We start from the raw sequence: 19,473 nt of genomic DNA, 5'->3' as shown, positions 1-19,473 counted from the left end.
CTATATTACGGTGATATCAATTGTGCCACCTGCAACGCCAGAAGAAAGCACCACATTACCAAGCTGTTTACTGCCTTCGGTTATGGTAATTGAACCGCCGCCGACAGGAGTTGCTGTAGCCATTAAATAAGTAATAGTATAATCTCCCGGATCCAGGTTAAAATCCCGTGAGCTTGTTCCATTAACCGTCCACTGGCTAAAATTAGTTGGGATTAAACCAATGTTGCCATGCCCGCTAACATTAAATACTACAGTAATTGTGATCTTTTTCATCTTTTTATGATTTAAGTTTATAATTAACTGCTATACAATGTGTACAGCGTTGTAAAATTACAACGGCATGTGACATGCCACCAGCGTACAATGGCGGTAACTTGCTACCGTATTTTTACGGTGGCGAAAGGGTATTTAATACGATTGCCTGAAGCTTAATGTATTTGCAACTTGCATAAGTGTTAACACAAAATACAATCAACCATTTTTCACAATTTAAAAACTAAAACCATGTCAGTAAAATTAAATGCAACAATTCCTTTAGAGTTGGCCCCAATTCAACCAACCAACTATGAAGACATCATGAAAATGCGGAAGAAGTATGAAAGCACATTGCCTCCAGGGGAAACCAAGTCTGGCTGGGTAAGTGCCAAAGAAATCAGTGCATTGCTTTCCGATAACCTTGCCAATGGCATCAGGATTTATCTGGGTCGCCATGAAGATGATGATCTGGAATATCCCGGACAGGTTAATATGATCCTTGTAGCAACCGTTGACAAAGTTAACCCGGATAATCCAACAACATTTAATAGTGAAGATCAGCTGGACCCGAATGCAGTGGCAGTCCCTGGTTCAACTTCATACAAAGGCCTCGGCGATGACCGGGTACCTTTGTGCCCCCCTAACTGTCCTTGATAAAAAATACTTATATTTAAGGCTTAACCACCTTAAATGCAAGATCTTATCATCGCCACAATACCGCTGCTTATCGCGTTAACCATATCATGTTTCAGGTACCATCGGCTGGAGCCTCGCTGGCTCCGGCTTTTTACCTGGTTTTTAATGATTACTTTTATTATACAAACATCAGGTTACTTTTACTCACTGGCCTTTAAAAAAAGTAACCATTTTATATTTAACCTTTATACGCTTATTGAATACACTTTTTACCCGTATATTTTTAGTAAAACAGTTAAGGAGGCTTTCACCAAAAAGCTGATAAAAATTGCCTTGCTGGCTTTTGTTCTGTTTTACATATACCAAATATTTTTACAGGGGCAGTTTTTTATATACAACTCGCTTACAAGCAACATAGGTGAGTTTTTAACCCTCATTTGCTGCCTGTGTTATTTTGCCGATTTGCTGATGGATGATGAATTAATAGTTTTTTTTAACACGCCAATGTTTTGGATAACAACGGGCATTATGTTTGCCACCGTGGGCGATTTTTTGTACATGAGCTTTTTTAACTATATCATGAACAACAACCTGGACCAGGATGGCCATATATACAGTATTATGGAAACCGCCCTGAGTATTATTGAGTATAGCTTTTTTTGTATTGGCTTTAGTTGTAAAAAAACATGGATAAAAGTGAGTTGATTTTGGCCATATGTTTGGTTACGCTATTGGTTTTGCTGTTAACCGTGTTTATGCTGTTTATGTTGTTTTGGCAGCGGGCCAAAAGCAACAGGTTTATTAACGAGCGGGAAACAATGAAGGCGAACTTTAACGAACAGCTGTTAAAATCGCAGCTGGAGATACAGGAACAAAGCTTCGATACCATCAGCATGGAAATTCATGACAACGTTGGGCAAACGCTAAGTGTATTAAAAGTACAGCTAAATATTATGGACCAACAGGAGGCTATGAACAAAACCTTGCTGGCCGAAGCCAAACAAAACGTTAGCAAAGCCATGACCGATTTGCGTGATATTGCCAAAAGCCTGAACCCCGAGCGTGTTTTGTTTTCAGATTTACCCGAGATGGTAAAGCACGAATTACAACGAATAAGCCAAACCGGTATCATACGGGTTTCGCTTAATAGCACAGGGGATGAACGGGTTATAAAAAACGAAAAAAAGCTCATTTTATTCCGCATGATGCAGGAGAGTTTTCAAAACGTGATCAAGCACGCCAATGCCACGGATGTAACCGTTAATTTTACATATGATACTGATAATTTGAAAATTGAAATAACCGATAACGGAAAAGGATTTGACAGCCAATCATCAACCTGTAAACAGCATGGGCTTGGCCTGCAAAATATTGTAAAGCGCGCAGCAATTATAGGAGGTAAAGCTATAATTGAGAGCAGGGCAGATATAGGGACAACAATTACCATTATTACACCTTATGAGTGAAAAAATAAAAATAGCAATAGTTGATGATCATGCGCTTTTCAGAAAAAGCCTTACGGTTTTGATCAATCTTTTTGCAAACTATCATGTTTCATGTGATGCCTCAAACGGCAAGGATTTTATAGCACAATTAAAACCGGGCAACCTGCCAGATATTGTTTTAATGGATATAAACATGCCCGTTATGGATGGATATGCCACCACGGCCTGGCTACGGGCCAATTATCCTGCAATAAAAACACTTGCACTTAGTACAATGGATGCCGAATCGGCGATTATTAAAATGATTAAAAGCGGCGCAAAGGGATATGTACTAAAAGATGCCGATCCAGCCGAATTAAAGCTGGCTTTTGATGAACTAACCACCCGGGGATACTTTTACAATGAACTGGTAACACGCAAAGTCATGAACTCGGTAATGCAATTAACCGAAGCAAAAAACAGCGCCGGCCTTTTTGCAAAATTATCCGACAGGGAGATTGAATTTTTAAAACTTACCTGCACCGAGCTTACTTACAAGGAAATAGCCGACAAACTATTTGTGAGCGTACGCACTGCAGAGGGTTACCGCGATACACTTTGCGAAAAACTGGAACTTAAAACGCGGGTAGGGCTGGCCATGTATGCCATAAAAAACAACCTGGTTACTTTATAAAGCTTCAATCGGGCTTAATATTAAGCTTAAACCGACAGGGAAATTGTGTTGAAGTTTTTCAGGATAAAGCTCCCGCTTGCTGTTCAATTGTGTAAGTTGATAAGTTTTGGGGGACTCAATAACGGATAGTTAAAATTTAATGACGATGGACTAAAGCCAATTATGGTTAACCGTTGTACTATAAGTAACGGGCTTTTTAGCATTTACAGTGGCTTGCTTATAATTTTTCTATTTCCTCAGCCGAAAGCCCGGTGAATTTTTCGATCTGGGCAACCGGCATGGCTTCTTTTTTCATTTCACGGGCAATGGCTATAGCTTTTGCTTTTTCACCTTCACTTCTGCCTTTTCTCTCACCCTTTCTCTCGCCTTTTTTCTCGCCTTTTTTCTCAGCCCTGTCTAATAAAAGTTCTTCGATGCCCATGGTGTTGCTCCTTCCTGTTAAAATTTCTACCTGTTGCTCAAATTTAGTGTTTATATCCTGATTTTCAAAGCGTATGTAATACCTCAAAAAATTCATCAGTACCCTTATCTTTTCTTTCGCTATCTGTTTGGCCAGTAATAGCCTGGTCAGGTTAAGCTTTAAGTTCAGCAATAGTTCATCACGCTCCCTGCTGCTTTTCAGGTCTTTGCCTGCAAGCGCCGCTTTTGCTGTAAGCACCACCAGGGCGAAAGGGTTATCGCTCGCTTGCAGCGCTTTATCGCTTTGGCTGGCTATTTTATAAGTGTTAAACGTATACCGTAAGCTTGTGCCCATAAAGTCTATCGCAAAATGATCGGGCCTTACTTTTGTATTGGCTTCGGTAAATATGGCGTAGGCAACTATAGGCTTTTGGTACTTATCAAGTATCCGGTAAAAGTAAGTATACATGCGGCTTGCAAAATCTTTTTGATATTGGCCCTGCACTTCCACATGTACCAAAATCCATTCTTCTTTGCCTGCTTTGGTAAATACCTTAACCAGCTTATCGATCACCTTTGGCGAGTACTCATTGTTTTCGGGCGGAAAAACCTGCTCCAGCTCTTTATCCAGGAATTCGAAGCCTTTATCAAAGTCGAAAACCTCTGCAGCTTCAGGATTAAGAAAACACAAAAAATCGTCAAAAACATCTTCAAGGATCCCTTTCCAAAGAATGTCGTCTTTTCTTCTCATTAAGCAATAATAAAAATAAAAAGCCCGGTTTATTAAAACTTAATAAAGGAAAACGCGGTCCCCTGCTAAATTTAAAGCTTAAACAGAGGCGCCCTCCCCAAAAAAAATGTGCAGGTGTTTTATCAACATCTGCACATCTTTAATCTGTAATTTGCACATCAAATGCACATCTATAATTTGATCTCTTCGTCTTTTGAGGAGAAGAAGTGAAATTCGGTAATCTGGTAAGCAGGATTGCTTTTAACCTTAATCCACTGTCCGTATTTCAGGAACCATTTCATTTGGCGGGTATAAATACCCTGTTTAATATAAGCTTCAATATATGGGTGCACAGATAGGGTGATGCCCTTTTCGTTTTGCTCGTCCAATATATAATTGAAGTTATTTTCAATGTCGTCCATCAGCAAAATGGTTGGCCTAATGGTACCGGTACCATTACATGTAGGGCACACTTCGCTGGTTACAATATTCATTTCGGGCCTTACACGCTGGCGGGTAATTTGCACCAGCCCAAATTTACTCGGCGGTAAAATGGTGTGCTTTGCCCTGTCAAGCTGCATTTCGGCACGCAGGTGGTCAAACAGCTCTTTGCGGTTTTGGGGCTTGTGCATATCAATAAAATCGATAACAACAATACCGCCCATATCGCGCAGGCGTAGCTGGCGGGCAATTTCTTTAGCCGCTTCTTTGTTCACCTGGTAGGCGTTCTCTTCCTGGTTTTCCTTACTGGCTGTGCGGTTACCGCTGTTTACGTCGATAACGTGCAACGCTTCGGTATGCTCAATTACCAGGTAGGCCCCACCGGCAAGGTTTACGGTTTTACCAAAGGCCCCTTTAATCTGCTTATCAACGCCAAAATGTTCAAATATAGGCTCCTTATGCTTATGCATACGCACTATACTTTCCATATCCGGCGAAATCTCGTGGATGTACGACCGAATTTCTTCGAACATACTGTTATCATTTACGTAGATGTGCTGAAAATCGGGGTTCAATATATCCCTAAGGATAGTTGATGTACGCCCAATTTCGCCCAAAACCTTTTTAGATGGTTCGATAGACGGCAACCTGGTAATAAATGCTTCCCACTTTGATATCAGATCAAGCAAGTCTTTCTGTAATTCCTCAACGCCCTTGCTTTCAGATACCGTACGGATAATTACGCCAAAATGCTTTGGCTTAATACTTTCAACAACCTTGCGCAAGCGGTTACGCTCTGTGTTACTTTTTATTTTTTTGGAGATAGAGATGGCTTCCGAAAACGGAACCAGTACTACATATCGCCCTGCGATAGAAAGATCAGAACTTAAGCGCGGCCCTTTGGTTGATATAGGTTCTTTGGCTATTTGTACAGGTATAAGCTGGCCTTTTGTCAACAGGTCAGAAATCTTTCCACCCTTATTGATATCGGCTTCCAGCTTAAAGCCGTCCAACAGCTTTGACTGATATCCCCCGCTACGTACTTGCTTGGTTAGCTTAAGCAGGCTTTGCACCTGCGGCCCCAAATCAAGATAATGCAAAAAGGCATCCTTCTCGTAGCCTACATCCACAAAAGCGGCATTTAAACTGGGCATTATTTTTTTAATACGCCCAAGGTAAATATCACCAACAGTATAATTGTTGCTGATTTGCTCTTTATGAAGCTCTACAAGTTGTTTGTCCTGTAATAATGCAATGGTAGCCCCATTGGGGGATGAATCGATAATTAATTCTTTTATCAACTGCTACTCCATTTCTTAAAACGGTAAACACCGTATGTAAATAAGAGGGTAAAAAACACTCATAATAAAAAGTACCCACCTTTAAAAAAGGCGGGTAAAATCTGCTTTGGTTATCGCAGCCTATTTCTTTTTATGTCTGTTTTTTCTCAAACGTTTTTTACGTTTGTGGGTAGCCATTTTGTGTCTTTTACGTTTTTTACCGCTGGGCATAATAATAATTTTTAAATGTTGATTACTTCTTTAATTCGTTTATATCGTCATCAATACGTTGCACAAATGCTTGATCCGGCACCATACTTTTGCACTTTTGGTAAGCCTCAATGGCTTCCTTTTTCATGCCCAGTTGCTTATAGCTTTCGGCCAGGTAAAACTCCGGCTCAAGCTCTGTTTTTTGGGCAAGCAATGTTTTAAACCTTGCAACTGCTTTTTCAAATTGGCCCGATTTCATGGCAAACATTCCTAAATTAAGGTTGGCGTTCCAGTTATTCGGGTCCTTTTTTACTACTTCAAGCAGCAAGGCTATCCCCTGCATAGGTGCGCCTGCGCCATTTACGTACGCTACGCCTAATCCTGTTTTGCCTGCAAGGCTTTCAGGTTGTAACTTTAAGGCATTTTGAAAAGCCTCGGCAGCGTTGCTTACAAAAGCGGGCTGCAATAAAGTATCCTGTGTAAGTTTGTATGCATCGTTAAAACGGCCACCTGCATTTAACCAATCCTCGGCTTTGTTATTTTTCCGGGCCAGGGCCTGGTAGTAAAACGCCGCGGGTGCGGGTTGGTTATCATCGTCCCACTGTTTGGCAAGTTGCAGCTGCAACTTATCGGCATCAGCGCCCGATGCAGTTTTCAATTGCCCTTCAAGGTCATTTATCTTTGCTGCCAATGCTGCCCCAATTGCTGCTTTGGCGGGCTCAGATACCATATCAACCGTTACCGTTGTAACAGCTTTACGGCTGTTAAGTACCGTTGTTTTATCGCTTTTGGCCTCTTTAGGTTTTATTAAACCTTTAACAGGTAAATAATACAAATAGCCCATAACAGCAACTATTGCTACACTAACGGCTATTTGTTTCTTATACATATCTTAAAATTATTTGCTGGTTTTGTTGCCTGTTTTCACTTTTTCAACAAAAGTTTTTGCTGGTTTAAAGCTTGGCACAAAATGCTCTGGAATAATGATGGCAGTATTTTTTGAAATGTTACGTGCTGTCTTTTTTGCTCTTTTCTTTACTACAAAACTACCGAATCCTCTGACGTAAACATTTTCGCCACCTACCATTGAGCTTTTAACAACTTTAAAAAACGCCTCAACAGTTTCCTGCACGTCTACTTTCTCGATACCTGTCTTAGATGAGATTTCAGTTATAATTTCTGCCTTAGTCATGTCTAATTTTTCTTATTTAATTATATAAATACTTAACTGTTTTGGGGTTGCAAAAGTATCGCTTTAATATTTAAGTGCGAAATATTTAACAGTTTTTTTTTACCCAGTACCTAAAACGCACATTTTCGTTACAAAGTATAGACAATCAAGGGCAAAAGGCTTTATTTTTAGGTGAAAGGCGAAAGGTAAAAGGCGAAAGGTTTTTAAGCCCGTACCCTCTCAACCGCAGATACCTTTTACCCTTCGCCTTTTCCTTTTCCCTTTATTCTCCCCCTCAACCGCAGATACCTTTCGCCTTTATCCTTTCACCTTTATCCTCATTAACTTTATCCTCCCTACCTTTACCCCAATGAACTTTACCGACGAACTGGTACAATGGTACCTTGCAAACAAACGCGACCTGCCCTGGCGTAATACTACCGATGCTTATACCATATGGCTGTCAGAAATTATTTTGCAGCAAACCCGGGTTGAGCAGGGTTTGCCATACTTTAACCGCTTTGTTGAAAAGTACCCAACAGTGACCGATTTTGCGGCCGCCAGCGAGGATGAAGTGCTTAAACTTTGGCAGGGCCTTGGCTACTACTCGCGTGGCCGTAATATGCTTAAAACCGCACGGCTTGTACAGGAAATGTACAATGGCGTGTTCCCCAAAACCTACAACGAATTAATTAAACTAAAAGGCATCGGCGAGTACACAGCCGCCGCCATTGCCTCCTTTTCATCAAACGAGGCCAAGGCCGTTGTTGATGGTAATGTGTACAGGGTGCTGGCGCGATATTTTGGAATTGATGAAGCCATTAATTCCGCCGGCGGTAAAAAAACTTTCCAGTCGCTTGCAACAGATTTGCTTAATAAGAAAAATGCAGCATTGCATAACCAGGCCATGATGGAATTTGGGGCGATGCTTTGTAAACCTAAAAACCCGGCCTGCGGCGTTTGCCCCGTACATATGGGATGCGCCGCTTTTTTAAACAACGCAACTACAGCTTTGCCGGTGAAATTAAAAACCGTAAAAGTGCGCGAACGCTTTTTTAATTACTTTTTAATCACCGATGGCCAAACCGTTTTAATGAATAAAAGAGGCGATAAAGACATATGGGCCAATATGTACGATTTGCCCATGATTGAAACCGCATCATTATTACCGGCGCACGAACTGGCAAAACTACCCGGGGTGACCGGTATTTTTGGCGATAAACTGAACATTATAGAAGATACCCCCGTAATAAAACACATCCTTACCCACCAGCAGTTATTTGTGCGGATGATTAAAACCGATAATTTCCCATCCGTATTGAACCAAAACTGGGCTTATATCCCCGTGAAAACCCTGCATGAATTGGCACTTCCGAAGGTCATTTTTATATTAATAAAAAATATTTTTAATTTATAAAAGAATTTTTCGTTATTTTATGGCATGTCTGGAATTAATAAAGTTATCCTTGTCGGCCATTTAGGCAAGGACCCTGAATTGCGTACATTAGATGGCGGAGTATCGGTAACAAGCTTTCCGTTAGCCACTTCTGAAACATTTAACAAGGATGGCCGTAAGATAGAGCAAACCGAGTGGCACAATATTGTAATGTGGCGCGGCCTTGCAGATATGGCTGCAAAATTTTTACAAAAAGGCAAACTGGTTTATATTGAAGGAAAACTGCGCACACGCTCGTTTGAAGATAAAGACGGCATTAAAAAGTACACTACCGAAGTAGTTGCCGAAAACTTTACCATGCTTGGCCGCAAAAGCGATTTTGAGGCCGAGGGGCCAAAGCCTGTAAAACACGGCGAACAGGTAACTTACGCAGACGGTGACGACCTGCCAGCTGCTTACTAAAATCAACATTCAAGTCAAATTATAATCACAACCCTTTGCACTTACAGCAAGGGGTATTTTTTGTGCTTTTTATTTAGATAGCAGGAGCGGGGCCAAGTTATATTTTATCGCTATATTGAGTGCAGAAAACCTTTAGCCCAAAATCATGAAACTCTTAAAATGCCTGCTATTTATATGCCTTGCCCCCGCCATAGCGTTTGCACAAACCAATCCGAATATTCAGGAGTTTGACAACTACGTGCAGCAGGCCGTTACCGACTGGCATGTGCCGGGCCTGGCCATAGCAATAGTTAAAGATGGCAAGGTAGTATTTACCAAAGGCTATGGCGTACGTGAACTGGGCAAGCCCGATAAGGTTGATACACAAACTATTTTTGCCATTGCATCAACAACCAAGGCCATGACCGCCGCCTGTGCCGCCATGCTTGTTGACGAAGGTAAACTGCACTGGGATGATAAGGTAACAGATTACCTGCCCGGTTTTCAGCTAAATGACCCCTACGTAACCCGCGAACTAACCGTACGCGATTTATTTTTGCACGATACCGGCGTAGGCAATACAGATTATTTATGGGCCTACATGAACATTCCTGCTGATGACATGCTTCGCCGTTTGCGCCTGGTAAAACCAGAATATGGCTTCAGGGCCGGTTTTGTGTACCAAAACTTGTTTTATGTAACGGCTGGTAAAGTGATTGAAAAAGCCAGCGGCATGCCCTGGCAAGATTTTGTACAGAAAAGGATTTTTACACCGCTAAAAATGATACGTTCTGTACCCACCTTCAGCAAAATCAAAGGAGTACCCAACCAATCATCAGCACACATTAAGGTTGATAGCAGTATTGTTGTGGCCCAAAAGGATGTTACGGATGCCATTAGCCCGGCCGGTGGGGTATGGTCGAGCGTAGAGGATATGGCCAAATGGGTTAATTGCATGCTGGATAGCACCAAGTATAGCGGCAGCCAGCGCCTGCTTAAACCCGAAAGCTGGGCCATGCTGCTTAAACCGCAAACCTTTGTACCTGAGAGCGAATTTTACCCCACAGCCCGTGTTACAAAACCCCATTGGATAACTTACGGACTGGGCTGGTTTCAGCAGGATTACCAGGGGCAAAAAGTTGATTTTCATACCGGCAGCTTAACCGGCCTGGTTGCCATAAACGGAATGATTGTAGATAAAAAGGTAGGCGTATACATACTGGCCAATCTTGACCACGCCGAATTGCGTCACGCCCTGATGTTTAAAGCCTTTGATTTTTTTGCATTAGGCGGCAACCGCGACTGGAGCAAGGAATTCTTAGCACTTTATGGAGATATCCTTGCCAAACGGCAAAAATCAACCAAAGAATATGAAGCCAAGCGGGTGATGGGCACCCATCCTACACTTGACTTGAAAGCCTATGCCGGCACCTACTCCGATCCGCTTTACGGGACAGTAGTAATAACCGCCACCGCCGATAAACTAACATTCAACATCAACAATTTTATAACCGCCGAAGCCACCTGCTGGAACTATGACACCTTTGTTGGCTCATACGCACGCAAGGAGTACGGCAAAATTGGGGCAACGTTTAACATTGATGAACTGGGTAAAGTGAGCACGGTTAATGTGGACGGGATGTTACTGGCGAGGCAGTAATGGAAAGTTCTTTTTGTACTATCTAAAGAAGAAATTATATAATATTAAAATTCCACCTACAACCCTACACATACGTATTATGTCCCAGAGGGACAAAAGCTTTGTAGAAATAAGCCACACAACTCATCTGCCCCAGAGGGGCAAAACACCACACGTGCAAATTAAAAAAAGCCCCTCATTTTCACGAGAGGCCTATCTATTATCAAACCTACATCCTATCTCCCACCCGGCGGGCAATGCTCTTTCAAATATTTGGTGAACATGGTGTGCAGGTGCAGGCTGGTGCCCGGGCCTTCAAAAATACCGTGGGTACGGTTGGGGTATGCCATTAGTTCAAACTGGCGGTTGTATTTAACCAGCTCGTTAATCAATTCTTCGGCGTTTTTGTAATGTACGTTATCATCGCCTGTGCCATGTATGTACAGCAGGTTACCGCGCAGGTTCTTGGCATAAGTAATTGGCGATCCTTTGATAAATGCCGCCCTGCCTTCGTCATTAACCGGTACGCCCATGTAGCGTTCCTGGTAAATGTTATCATAAGTTAACTGGTCGCCTACCGCTGCTACAGCTATCCCTGTTTTGTAAATCTCGGGGTATTGGAACATCAGGTTAAGGGTTGATGAACCGCCGCCGCTCCAGCCGTGTACTGCAATGCGGGAGGAATCAACAAAAGGCCATTTCAGAATCTCTTTGGCTGCCATGGCCTGGTCGCGAATGTTGATGATGCCAATATTTTTATAGATAGCCTTGCGCCATGCCGTGCCTTTTGGGGCTGGTGCGCCACGCCCTTCAACAGACATGTATATGTAGCCATCGTCGGCCATGCTGCCTACGTATAAGCCATTACGGCCGGTGCCCCAGGTATCAGTTACTGTTTGGCCTGCGGGTTCGCCATAAACGGTAAATACAACAGGGTATTTTTTATTCGGATCGAAGTTGGTTGGCTTCATCATCCAGCCGTCCATTTCAATGCCATCAACAGTTTTTACTTTGAAAAACTCTGGTTTATTTTTAGCGTCTTTATTAACAGCAATCACGTTGCCGCCAATATGCTTGTGATTGGGCAGGCTTACCACTTCGCTTGCAGGCGGGGTATAGCTATTGCTAAAATTATGCAGCGCCACTTTTCCGTTAGGCGAAATATCGTAACCATGGGTACCCGGCTGATCAGCAGGCGAAACACGTTCGGCCTTGCCACCGGCCAGTTTTATGCGGTATAAATATTTCTGGGTAGCATTATCCGGCGAAGCCATAAAATAAATATAGCCACCGGCCTCGTCAATAAGGCTTACGGTAATTACATCATAATCGCCCTTGGTAAGCAGGGTTTCTTTACCCTCGCGGCTCACGCGGTAAATGTGTTTCCAGCCGTCCTTTTCGCTTACCCATAAAAAGTCCTTTCCTTTGTTTATCCATTCCCAGCCAATTGGGTCGCCATTGTTCCAGCGCTCTTTGCCGTCAATCCATGAGTTGCTTTTTTCCTCGCGGATAAGGCGGGTTGTGCCGTTTGATATATTGCCGATAAATACGCGGCTTTCGGTTTGGGCGCGGTTCAGTTGCTCAACAATAATTTCGTTGGGGCTTAAAGTCCATTCCATACGGGGGATATAGTGCTGCACGTTATCGCCGGGAATATCCATCCATTTGGTGGTAGCAGTGCTGACATCAACCACCCCAATTTTTGCCGAACTTGGGTCTTCGCCCGCCACAGGATATTCTACCGGTACCACAAACGGATATATCGAGTCGGTTGTGTTCAGCATATAATAGCTTTTAATTTTGGTAGCATCTATCTTCCAGTAAGCTATATTGCGGCTATCGGGCGACCAGCGAAAACCATCGCGGCAGCCAAACTCCTCTTCGTATGCCCAGTCAAAAGTGCCGTTGATAACGTGAGTACTGCCGTCGGTGGTTAGCTGTTTAACATCGCCGCTGGCCAGGTCTTCTACATAAATATTATGGCCGCTTACGTAAGCAGCTTTAGTTGCATCGGGCGATAGTTTGGCAAACATCAATGACGATTCGGGCAGATTTTTGCCTAATTGCCATAGCTTTTGCGTACCGGTATCAAACACCCAATAATCGCCACGGGTATCATAGCGCCATACTTTTTTGGTATTGGTGTTAATAAGCACTTTTTTTCCATCGTCAGATATGGTAAACCTTTTTACACCAATAGGTGTTTTGCCTTTGGGTGTAAGCATGGCTGCGCTTATCCAAACTGTTTTTTTGCTGCTGTCGCGGGTGTCGTAAACGGTAATTTCGCCGCCCGTTGTTTTATAATACTGATAGCCATCATTGGCCCAGTGTGTAGGTGCGCGTTGCGCTTTAGCCAGGTTATTGTTTAGAATAAACAGAACGATTAACAGGAACGACCAGCCTGAACGGTAAAATTTCATATAAAATACTTTGAATAATGAATGCGGCATTATTTTAAAAATAAGCAATGCCGCCGTAAATTTTGCGTTAAATTAGCACATTCGCCAAGCATAAAACCAGTGTAATGAAAAAAATACTTCTACTTATTGTTCTCTTTGTTTCATTAGTTACTGTTACCCAGGCCCAACGCGCCAACCGGAGCAAGTTTATAAGCGATAGCCTTGACCTGTATGTAAGCCGAGCCCTAACCAACTGGCGCATCCCGGGCGTAGCTGTATGTATTGTTAAAGACAATAAGATTGTGCTGATGAAAGGTTACGGCATTAAGGAACTTGGCCTGCCAAACCTGGTGGACGTAAACACCTTATTTATGATAGGCAGCAATACCAAAGCCTTTACGGCTACTGCCCTGGCCATACTGCAAAGCAGCGGCAAACTTTCGTTAGATGATAAGGTAACCAAATACATCCCGGAGTTTAAGCTTGATAATAAACTTGCCGGCGAGCAGGCCATTGTACGCGACTTATTATGCCACCGCCTTGGGCTGCAAACCTTCCAGGGCGATTTTACTTTTTACAATACCAACCTTAGCCGCGAAGAAATTATTCAAAAGCTGGGGCAAATTAAGGCGCCTTATCCTTTCCGCACCAAATGGGGCTATACCAATTCGGCATTTTTAACGGCCGGCCAAATTATCCCGAGAGTAACCGGCAAACCCTGGGAAGTTTACCTGAAAGAAAACATTTTTGCCCCGCTGGGCATGAGCAACACCCTTGCCCTTACGGCCGAAATGCCCAAATCAATAAACCGTACCGTACCACATACCTTAAATGATGGCCGGCTAACCGCTATACCTTATTGCCAGATAGATGGGCTTGCGCCGGCCGGTGCTATCAGCTCGTCGGTAAATGACATGAGCAAGTGGGTTATGGCATTGCTGAATGACGGCAAAGTTGGCAACAGGCAGGTAATTCCGGCGGCGGCGATACAGGCCACCCGGCAACCACAGGATATTGTAGGCAGCGAACACCACCTAAATGGCGAAAACAATTTTGAACTATACGGGTTGGGCTGGTTTATACAGGATTACTCGGGCCACCGGCTGGTGATGCACGATGGCGGGGTAAACGGATATTTATCTTCGGTGACATTATCTCCGCAAGACCACCTGGGCATTGTCATTTTAACCAATACCGATCAGAACCAGTTTTTTGAAGCCCTTCGCTGGGAAATATTAGATGCTTATTTTGGCCAGGGATACCGCAATTATAGTGATACTTACCTGGCTAATTACAAAACCCGCGCCACTGCCGACCAGGCCACAGATAAAAAGCTGCGCGATTCGGTTTTGTTAAACCTGCGCCCTGCCTTACCCGCTGAAAACTATACCGGCAAATATACCAACAGCCTTTACGGCAGCATGACTGTAACCCAGGGCGAGAATAACGACCTGGAGATGCGTTTTGAACACCATCCTAAAATGTTTGCCAAACTGCAACCTTTAGGTGGCAACCGCTACTACGTAACCTTTTCAGATCCTACTTTAGGCAAGGCGGTGTTCCCCTTTACCGTTCAAAACGGCCGGGTAACCGGCGTACGGGTTAAAGTAGCCGATTTTGTGGAGCGTAATCCTTATGATTTTAAGAAGGAGTAGTGTGGTGAATGGAGAGCGCGGTGAGTGGTCAGTGGTCAGTTGTGAGTAGAAGTTACATTATAGGCTCACTACTCACTGTTAACCATTGACTACTCACCACCTAAAACTTCAAATTCGACTTAAGCCAAACCTGTACATCTTCCTGGGTAAATATTTCGGCGGGCAGTTTATCGTGAATAAGTTTTTCCATTTTGTTGCCCGTATTCGCAAAACGGTAATCCCACAATATCATCAGTTTGTTTATCAGGTAAACAACTTCGTTGCCTTCATCTTTTGCAAACGGGGTTGCATCTGGTTTGCCGTTTACGCGTGGATCATTTTGGGTATAATTAGTCCATTTGTAATCAGTATAATGCAGGTTTCGCTTCGAAAAAAGGATCATGAGCTTAAAGAATTTCTTTAAAGGTACGGATAATTAACCCGGTATTTGGCGATAGCCCATTTTATATGCGCCTAATCATTAAAATAAAGTTAACAAATTGCGGTAGTACACAGCTTATAGTAACGTCGTTAGCGAGCTTTAACGGGCGGCAACATTATTTCTTATATTTTAAATTTTGGATACCTCCCTATTGTCATAAAGTCAATATCTTCAACGGGGGGTTAAATCTAAATTCGTAGTTTAGCGGCGGTCATAATTTACTGTTCATGTTCTGGAAAAAAACAGCATCATTTATTCTTAAAAACAGGCTTCTTGTGTTGATAAGCGTTGTGGCGTTAAGTGTTTTTATGAGCTATGAGGCATCCAAAGTAAAAATAACCTTTAATGGCGGCAAGGTGTTGCCCGTTACCGATTCGGCCTATATCCGGTATAACCAGTTTAAAAAAATGTTTGGCCAGGATGCATCGTCCATGGTTATCGGCATCAAATCGGATAAAATTTTTGACAAGGATGTATTTAACGATTGGTTCCAGATCGGCAACGATTTGAGGCAGGTAAAAGGCGTTAAAGCAGTTATTTCGGTAGCCAATGTTTATAACCTGCAAAAGGATACCGCCCAACATCGTTTTATCATCAAACCATTGGTTACCGGCATGTTGCCAACAGCACAGGCGGTTGATAGTATAAAACAAAAGCTGGCCAGCCTGCCATTTTATAAAGCGGTGGTATTGAGCAACGATGGCAAATCAACCCTGATGGCTATTACTTTTGATGATAAAATCATCAATACCCCCTACCGTGTACCTATCATCAACAAAATAAAAAAGCTGGGTGCTGCATTTGAACAAAAGCACGGCATTAAAGTGCACTACTCGGGCCTGCCGCTTATCCGTACCGTGGTTGGCGATTTGGTGGCGCATGAGTTTTCGATGTTCCTGAGCCTGTCGGTGTTAATTACCGCTATCATACTGCTGGCGTTTTTCCGCTCGTTTTTCCCGGTGGTATTTCCCATAATCATTGTTGTGCTTGGAGTAGTTTGGAGCCTGGGCACATTGGTGCTGATGCATTACGAAATGACTATCCTCACCGGCATCATTCCGCCGCTTATTGTGGTTATCGGCATTCCTAATACCATCTTCATCCTTAACAAATACTACCACGAATATGAGTTATGCGGCGACAAAATGAAGGCGTTGCACCTGGCAATTGAAAAAGCCGGCATAACCACCTTTATTGCCAATATTACAACCGCCATAGGTTTCGGCGTATTATGCTTTACCAACAGCGAATTGCTTACCCAGTTTGGCCTGGTAGCCTCCATCAGCATTATAGCTACTTTTGCATTAAGCTTAATTTTAGTGCCCATTATTTTCAGCTACCTGCCATCGCCCAAACCTCAAAAAGCCGGCATTAAGGATAGCAAACTGATGGCCAAAGTACTTAGCGGTTTAGATAAGCTGGTGCATAACAAACGCAAAACTATTTATATAGGCACGTTGGTTTTAATTGCCATATCGTGCGTAGGTATTTATCAAATAAACATTAACGGGTTTGTGGTTGATGACCTGCCCCAGCATAATAACACGCTGGAAGACCTTAAATTTTTCGAGGCCAATTTTAACGGCGTATTGCCCTTAGAGGTAAGCATTGATACCAAACGTAAAAACGGCGTGGTAAACCTGGGCGTAATCCGCAAGGTAGAGAAGCTTGAAAAACTAATTTCGTCGTACCCGCAGTTTAGCCGGTCGATATCGCTTATCCAGGTTTTAAAATTCAGCACCCAGGCATTTTACGGCGGCGCGCCCGAATATTACCGGCTGCCCGATGGACTGGAGCAAAACTTTATCCTGAACTATGCAGGCAACTCGGCGGGCAAAGGCACCAGCGCTTTAAACAGTTATGTAGATAGCACAAAACAGGTAACCCGCGTAACGTTTGAAATGATTGACGCCGGGTCAAAAAAAATGAACGTGGTGCTGGCCGAATTGCAACCGCGCATCGACTCTATCTTCAACCCTAAAAAGTTTCATGTAGAGCTTACGGGCAGCAGCATCATATTTATTAAAGGCACCAATTACCTGCTTATTAACCTGTATGAAAGTTTGGCCTGGGCTATTTTCCTGATTGCCATTGTAATGTGGATATTGTTTCGTGGTGTTAAAATGATCGCTGTATCCCTGGTACCCAACCTGGTACCGCTTATTATTACAGCCGGCATTATGGGTTTTTTCGGCATCCCGCTTAAACCCTCAACTATCCTCATCTTCAGTATAGCCATGGGTATTTCATCCGACCAGACCATTTATTTCATCACCCGTTACCGCCACGAACTGCGCAACACCCGCAAAAGCATATCGGTAATTGTATCCGATACCATCCGTGAAACCGGGGTGAGTATGATATTTATAGCCACTGTACTGTTTTTTGGCTTTGGTGTGTTTGTGGTATCAAAATTTGGCGGTACACAGGCCCTTGGCATCCTGCTATCAATTACATTGTTAGTAGCGATGATCAGCAACCTTACCCTGTTGCCGGCATTTTTATTAACGCTTGAAAAAGGGGTAGATAGGAAAAAAATAAAGGGGCCGGATATAGAGGAGTAGGCCTCACCCTGCCCTCTCCAAAGGAGGAGGTTCGCTTTAATAATGACATGCCATTTCGAACGAACCGGGGCAGGGATTGAGCGCAGGGGTGAGGAGAAATCTTATACCCCCTGCATTCGAACTTTGCCCCATGGGATGCAAGGCGTATAAGATTTCTCTTCGCGCCACTCCACTTTGGCCTCCCTGGCTCATTCGAAATGACATTTCCCTTTTAGAATTTAACTGAACGAAGAACATCAACATGGATCTTAAACTCAACAACAAAGTAGCCCTGGTGCTGGCAGCCAGCAAAGGGTTAGGCAAGGCAATAGCCACAGCGCTATCTGCCGAGGGTGCCAAGGTAATTATCGGCTCCCGCGATGAGGCAGAGCTAAATAAAACTGCCGGGGAAATCAGGAAGCTAACCGGTAACGAGGTTGTGGTTATTCCTGTTGATGTTTCCAGCGCTGATGAAATTGATGCCTTTGTTGCCAAAGCAGCAGCCACATTTGGCCGGATAGACATTTTGCTGAACAACGCCGGCGGGCCACCCTTTGATAAGTTTGAGAACTTTGACGATGAGCAATGGCAAAAAGCATTTGAGCTTAACCTGCTTAGTGTTGCCCGCTTTAGCAAATTGGTATTACCCCACATGCAAAAAACGGGCAGCGGCAGAATCATCAACATCATCAGTGGTTCGGTAAAGGCAGTATTGGGTAATTCCGTACTATCCACCACCATGCGCATGGGCGTTGTGGGCATGGCCAAATTAATGGCCGACGAATTTGGCCCTTACAATATCACCGTAAACAATGTGGCTCCCGGCTTAATCCTTACCGACCGTATTAAGCACACACTCCCTAAAGATGTTGACCCGGAACAAGCTATAAAAGATAAAGCAAAAGCCATCCCCCTTGGCCGCATTGGCAAACCCGAAGAGCTGGCGGCACTGGTTGCATTTTTAGCATCAGAACAGGCGGCTTACATTAGCGGGACTACTATACAGGTTGATGGCGGTGCGAACAGGGCTATTTTTTAACAGGATTTAGGGATTTTGCAGGATTGACAGGATTTTTTGTCTGAACTCGGATTAAGCAGATTTATGAGATTATACGGATTTTTTTTGACTGTCTCGGGCTGGCAGGAGAAACAATTTCTCTCCAAATCAGGAATCTGCAAATCAAATCAGATAAATCTGCTTAATCCGGGTTCAGAAAGGTTCTGCAATCAGTCTACTTTATAGCAGCGCGATAAACCTCAAATAAAGCGTAAGAAACAGAGCAATAAAATACCACCAAATAAACAATGTAAACGCGTTTTACATAATTAACCTCCTGTTTATCTCCATCGCTCAAGGGTTTCGCCAACGCGTCATTAATGATTTTTAACGACAACCGCTTAGTGGTGTTGATGATACAAGAGCGGTAAAGATCGTTTTGTTTTACTCCTACATAAATGCTCAATAAAGCGAGTAAGCCAAAAAGTGCAAATAGGATCATCTACCCCCTGCTCTCCTTCAAATAATCAATAATCAAAGTAATAATACTCACAATAGCCGCCATGGTTAAACCTGTAGCGCCACCCTGCATATAAACCTTCCAATTGGAGCCCTGTAAAGCCGGGATAACCATTGTTGCCGAAAACAGGATCACGGCTACTAACAACATTAATATCGTGCGCTTTACTTTATTATTTTTCACCTGTCTAAATTAAAAAAATCATTTATAATTTCCGTATTT

Annotated in this window: 19 protein-coding genes; 10 read left to right on the top strand and 9 right to left on the bottom strand. The window is 43.2% G+C overall.

Annotated features, from left to right (window positions below):
- Positions 1-273, bottom strand: coding sequence for a hypothetical protein (locus tag BMX56_RS20810; RefSeq protein ID WP_090651594.1), 273 nt, complete (start codon positions 271-273; stop codon positions 1-3).
- Positions 274-504: 231 nt separating this feature from the next.
- On the opposite strand from BMX56_RS20810, the gene BMX56_RS20805 reads away from it, so the two are divergent.
- The 4 genes from BMX56_RS20805 to BMX56_RS20790 are packed head-to-tail and all read left to right on the top strand — an operon-like array spanning position 505 to position 3,009.
- On the top strand, positions 505-909 hold the full coding sequence (locus BMX56_RS20805) for a hypothetical protein (protein WP_090651593.1): 405 nt from the start codon (positions 505-507) through the stop codon (positions 907-909).
- A 36-nt stretch (positions 910-945) separates the two neighbouring features.
- Positions 946-1,596 carry a hypothetical protein gene (locus tag BMX56_RS20800; protein WP_090651592.1) on the top strand — a complete coding sequence of 217 codons (651 nt, stop codon included), beginning with the start codon at positions 946-948 and terminating at the stop codon, positions 1,594-1,596.
- Positions 1,578-2,357: a sensor histidine kinase gene (locus BMX56_RS20795; protein WP_090651591.1), complete on the top strand. Its 780-nt coding sequence runs from the start codon at positions 1,578-1,580 to the stop codon at positions 2,355-2,357. Before BMX56_RS20800 ends, BMX56_RS20795 begins: the two co-directional genes overlap by 19 nt.
- On the top strand, positions 2,350-3,009 hold the full coding sequence (locus BMX56_RS20790; protein WP_090651590.1) for a response regulator transcription factor: 660 nt from the start codon (positions 2,350-2,352) through the stop codon (positions 3,007-3,009). The genes BMX56_RS20795 and BMX56_RS20790 overlap by 8 nt, the downstream gene beginning before the upstream one ends.
- 217 nt (positions 3,010-3,226) lie before the next feature.
- Here BMX56_RS20790 and BMX56_RS20785 read toward each other — a convergent pair whose 3' ends face one another.
- The 4 genes from BMX56_RS20785 to BMX56_RS20770 all read right to left on the bottom strand — a co-directional run bounded on the left by BMX56_RS20785 (position 3,227) and on the right by BMX56_RS20770 (position 7,261).
- Complete coding sequence (locus tag BMX56_RS20785; RefSeq protein WP_090651589.1) at positions 3,227-4,159, bottom strand: RpnC/YadD family protein; 933 nt, start codon at positions 4,157-4,159, stop codon at positions 3,227-3,229.
- Positions 4,160-4,329: 170 nt separating this feature from the next.
- Complete coding sequence (locus BMX56_RS20780) at positions 4,330-5,880, bottom strand: Rne/Rng family ribonuclease (RefSeq protein ID WP_090651588.1); 1,551 nt, start codon at positions 5,878-5,880, stop codon at positions 4,330-4,332.
- A gap of 232 nt (positions 5,881-6,112) precedes the next feature.
- Entirely contained in the window at positions 6,113-6,958 is an 846-nt protein-coding gene (locus BMX56_RS20775) for a tetratricopeptide repeat protein (RefSeq protein ID WP_090651587.1), read from the bottom strand.
- A gap of 9 nt (positions 6,959-6,967) precedes the next feature.
- Positions 6,968-7,261 (bottom strand): HU family DNA-binding protein, encoded by a 294-nt coding sequence (locus tag BMX56_RS20770; RefSeq protein WP_076378439.1) that lies wholly within the window; start codon positions 7,259-7,261, stop codon positions 6,968-6,970.
- A 349-nt stretch (positions 7,262-7,610) separates the two neighbouring features.
- Here BMX56_RS20770 and mutY point away from each other — a divergent pair, with 349 nt between their 5' ends.
- The 3 genes from mutY (at position 7,611) to BMX56_RS20755 (ending at position 10,737) form a co-directional block, all read left to right on the top strand.
- Positions 7,611-8,657 carry an A/G-specific adenine glycosylase gene (gene mutY, locus BMX56_RS20765; RefSeq protein ID WP_090651586.1) on the top strand — a complete coding sequence of 349 codons (1,047 nt, stop codon included), beginning with the start codon at positions 7,611-7,613 and terminating at the stop codon, positions 8,655-8,657.
- A gap of 24 nt (positions 8,658-8,681) precedes the next feature.
- Positions 8,682-9,098 (top strand): single-stranded DNA-binding protein, encoded by a 417-nt coding sequence (locus tag BMX56_RS20760; protein ID WP_090651585.1) that lies wholly within the window; start codon positions 8,682-8,684, stop codon positions 9,096-9,098.
- A gap of 145 nt (positions 9,099-9,243) precedes the next feature.
- The gene (locus BMX56_RS20755) at positions 9,244-10,737 is read left to right on the top strand and encodes a serine hydrolase (protein WP_090651584.1); all 1,494 of its coding nucleotides are present in this window, start codon (positions 9,244-9,246) and stop codon (positions 10,735-10,737) included.
- 215 nt (positions 10,738-10,952) lie between these two features.
- Here BMX56_RS20755 and BMX56_RS20750 read toward each other — a convergent pair whose 3' ends face one another.
- Positions 10,953-13,136 (bottom strand): S9 family peptidase, encoded by a 2,184-nt coding sequence (locus tag BMX56_RS20750; RefSeq protein ID WP_090651650.1) that lies wholly within the window; start codon positions 13,134-13,136, stop codon positions 10,953-10,955.
- Positions 13,137-13,240: 104 nt separating this feature from the next.
- On the opposite strand from BMX56_RS20750, the gene BMX56_RS20745 reads away from it, so the two are divergent.
- Positions 13,241-14,770: a serine hydrolase gene (locus BMX56_RS20745; RefSeq protein ID WP_090651583.1), complete on the top strand. Its 1,530-nt coding sequence runs from the start codon at positions 13,241-13,243 to the stop codon at positions 14,768-14,770.
- A 100-nt stretch (positions 14,771-14,870) separates the two neighbouring features.
- Here BMX56_RS20745 and BMX56_RS20740 read toward each other — a convergent pair whose 3' ends face one another.
- Positions 14,871-15,152: a hypothetical protein gene (locus BMX56_RS20740; protein ID WP_090651582.1), complete on the bottom strand. Its 282-nt coding sequence runs from the start codon at positions 15,150-15,152 to the stop codon at positions 14,871-14,873.
- Between the two features lie 266 nt (positions 15,153-15,418).
- On the opposite strand from BMX56_RS20740, the gene BMX56_RS20735 reads away from it, so the two are divergent.
- Positions 15,419-17,755 carry an efflux RND transporter permease subunit gene (locus BMX56_RS20735; RefSeq protein WP_090651581.1) on the top strand — a complete coding sequence of 779 codons (2,337 nt, stop codon included), beginning with the start codon at positions 15,419-15,421 and terminating at the stop codon, positions 17,753-17,755.
- A gap of 241 nt (positions 17,756-17,996) precedes the next feature.
- Entirely contained in the window at positions 17,997-18,773 is a 777-nt protein-coding gene (locus BMX56_RS20725) for an SDR family oxidoreductase (protein WP_090651579.1), read from the top strand.
- Positions 18,774-18,966: 193 nt separating this feature from the next.
- Here the strand turns inward: BMX56_RS20725 and BMX56_RS20720 are convergent, their stop codons facing one another.
- Positions 18,967-19,233 carry a hypothetical protein gene (locus tag BMX56_RS20720; protein WP_090651578.1) on the bottom strand — a complete coding sequence of 89 codons (267 nt, stop codon included), beginning with the start codon at positions 19,231-19,233 and terminating at the stop codon, positions 18,967-18,969.
- Positions 19,234-19,434 (bottom strand): hypothetical protein, encoded by a 201-nt coding sequence (locus tag BMX56_RS20715; RefSeq protein ID WP_090651577.1) that lies wholly within the window; start codon positions 19,432-19,434, stop codon positions 19,234-19,236.
- Between the last annotated feature and the right edge of the window lie 39 nt (positions 19,435-19,473).

The sequence above is a fragment of the Mucilaginibacter sp. OK283 genome, from assembly GCF_900110415.1.
Lineage (GTDB): Bacteria > Bacteroidota > Bacteroidia > Sphingobacteriales > Sphingobacteriaceae > Mucilaginibacter.
The sequence above is the reverse complement of the archived record's forward strand: the minus strand, read 5'-3'. Positions and strand labels throughout refer to the sequence as shown.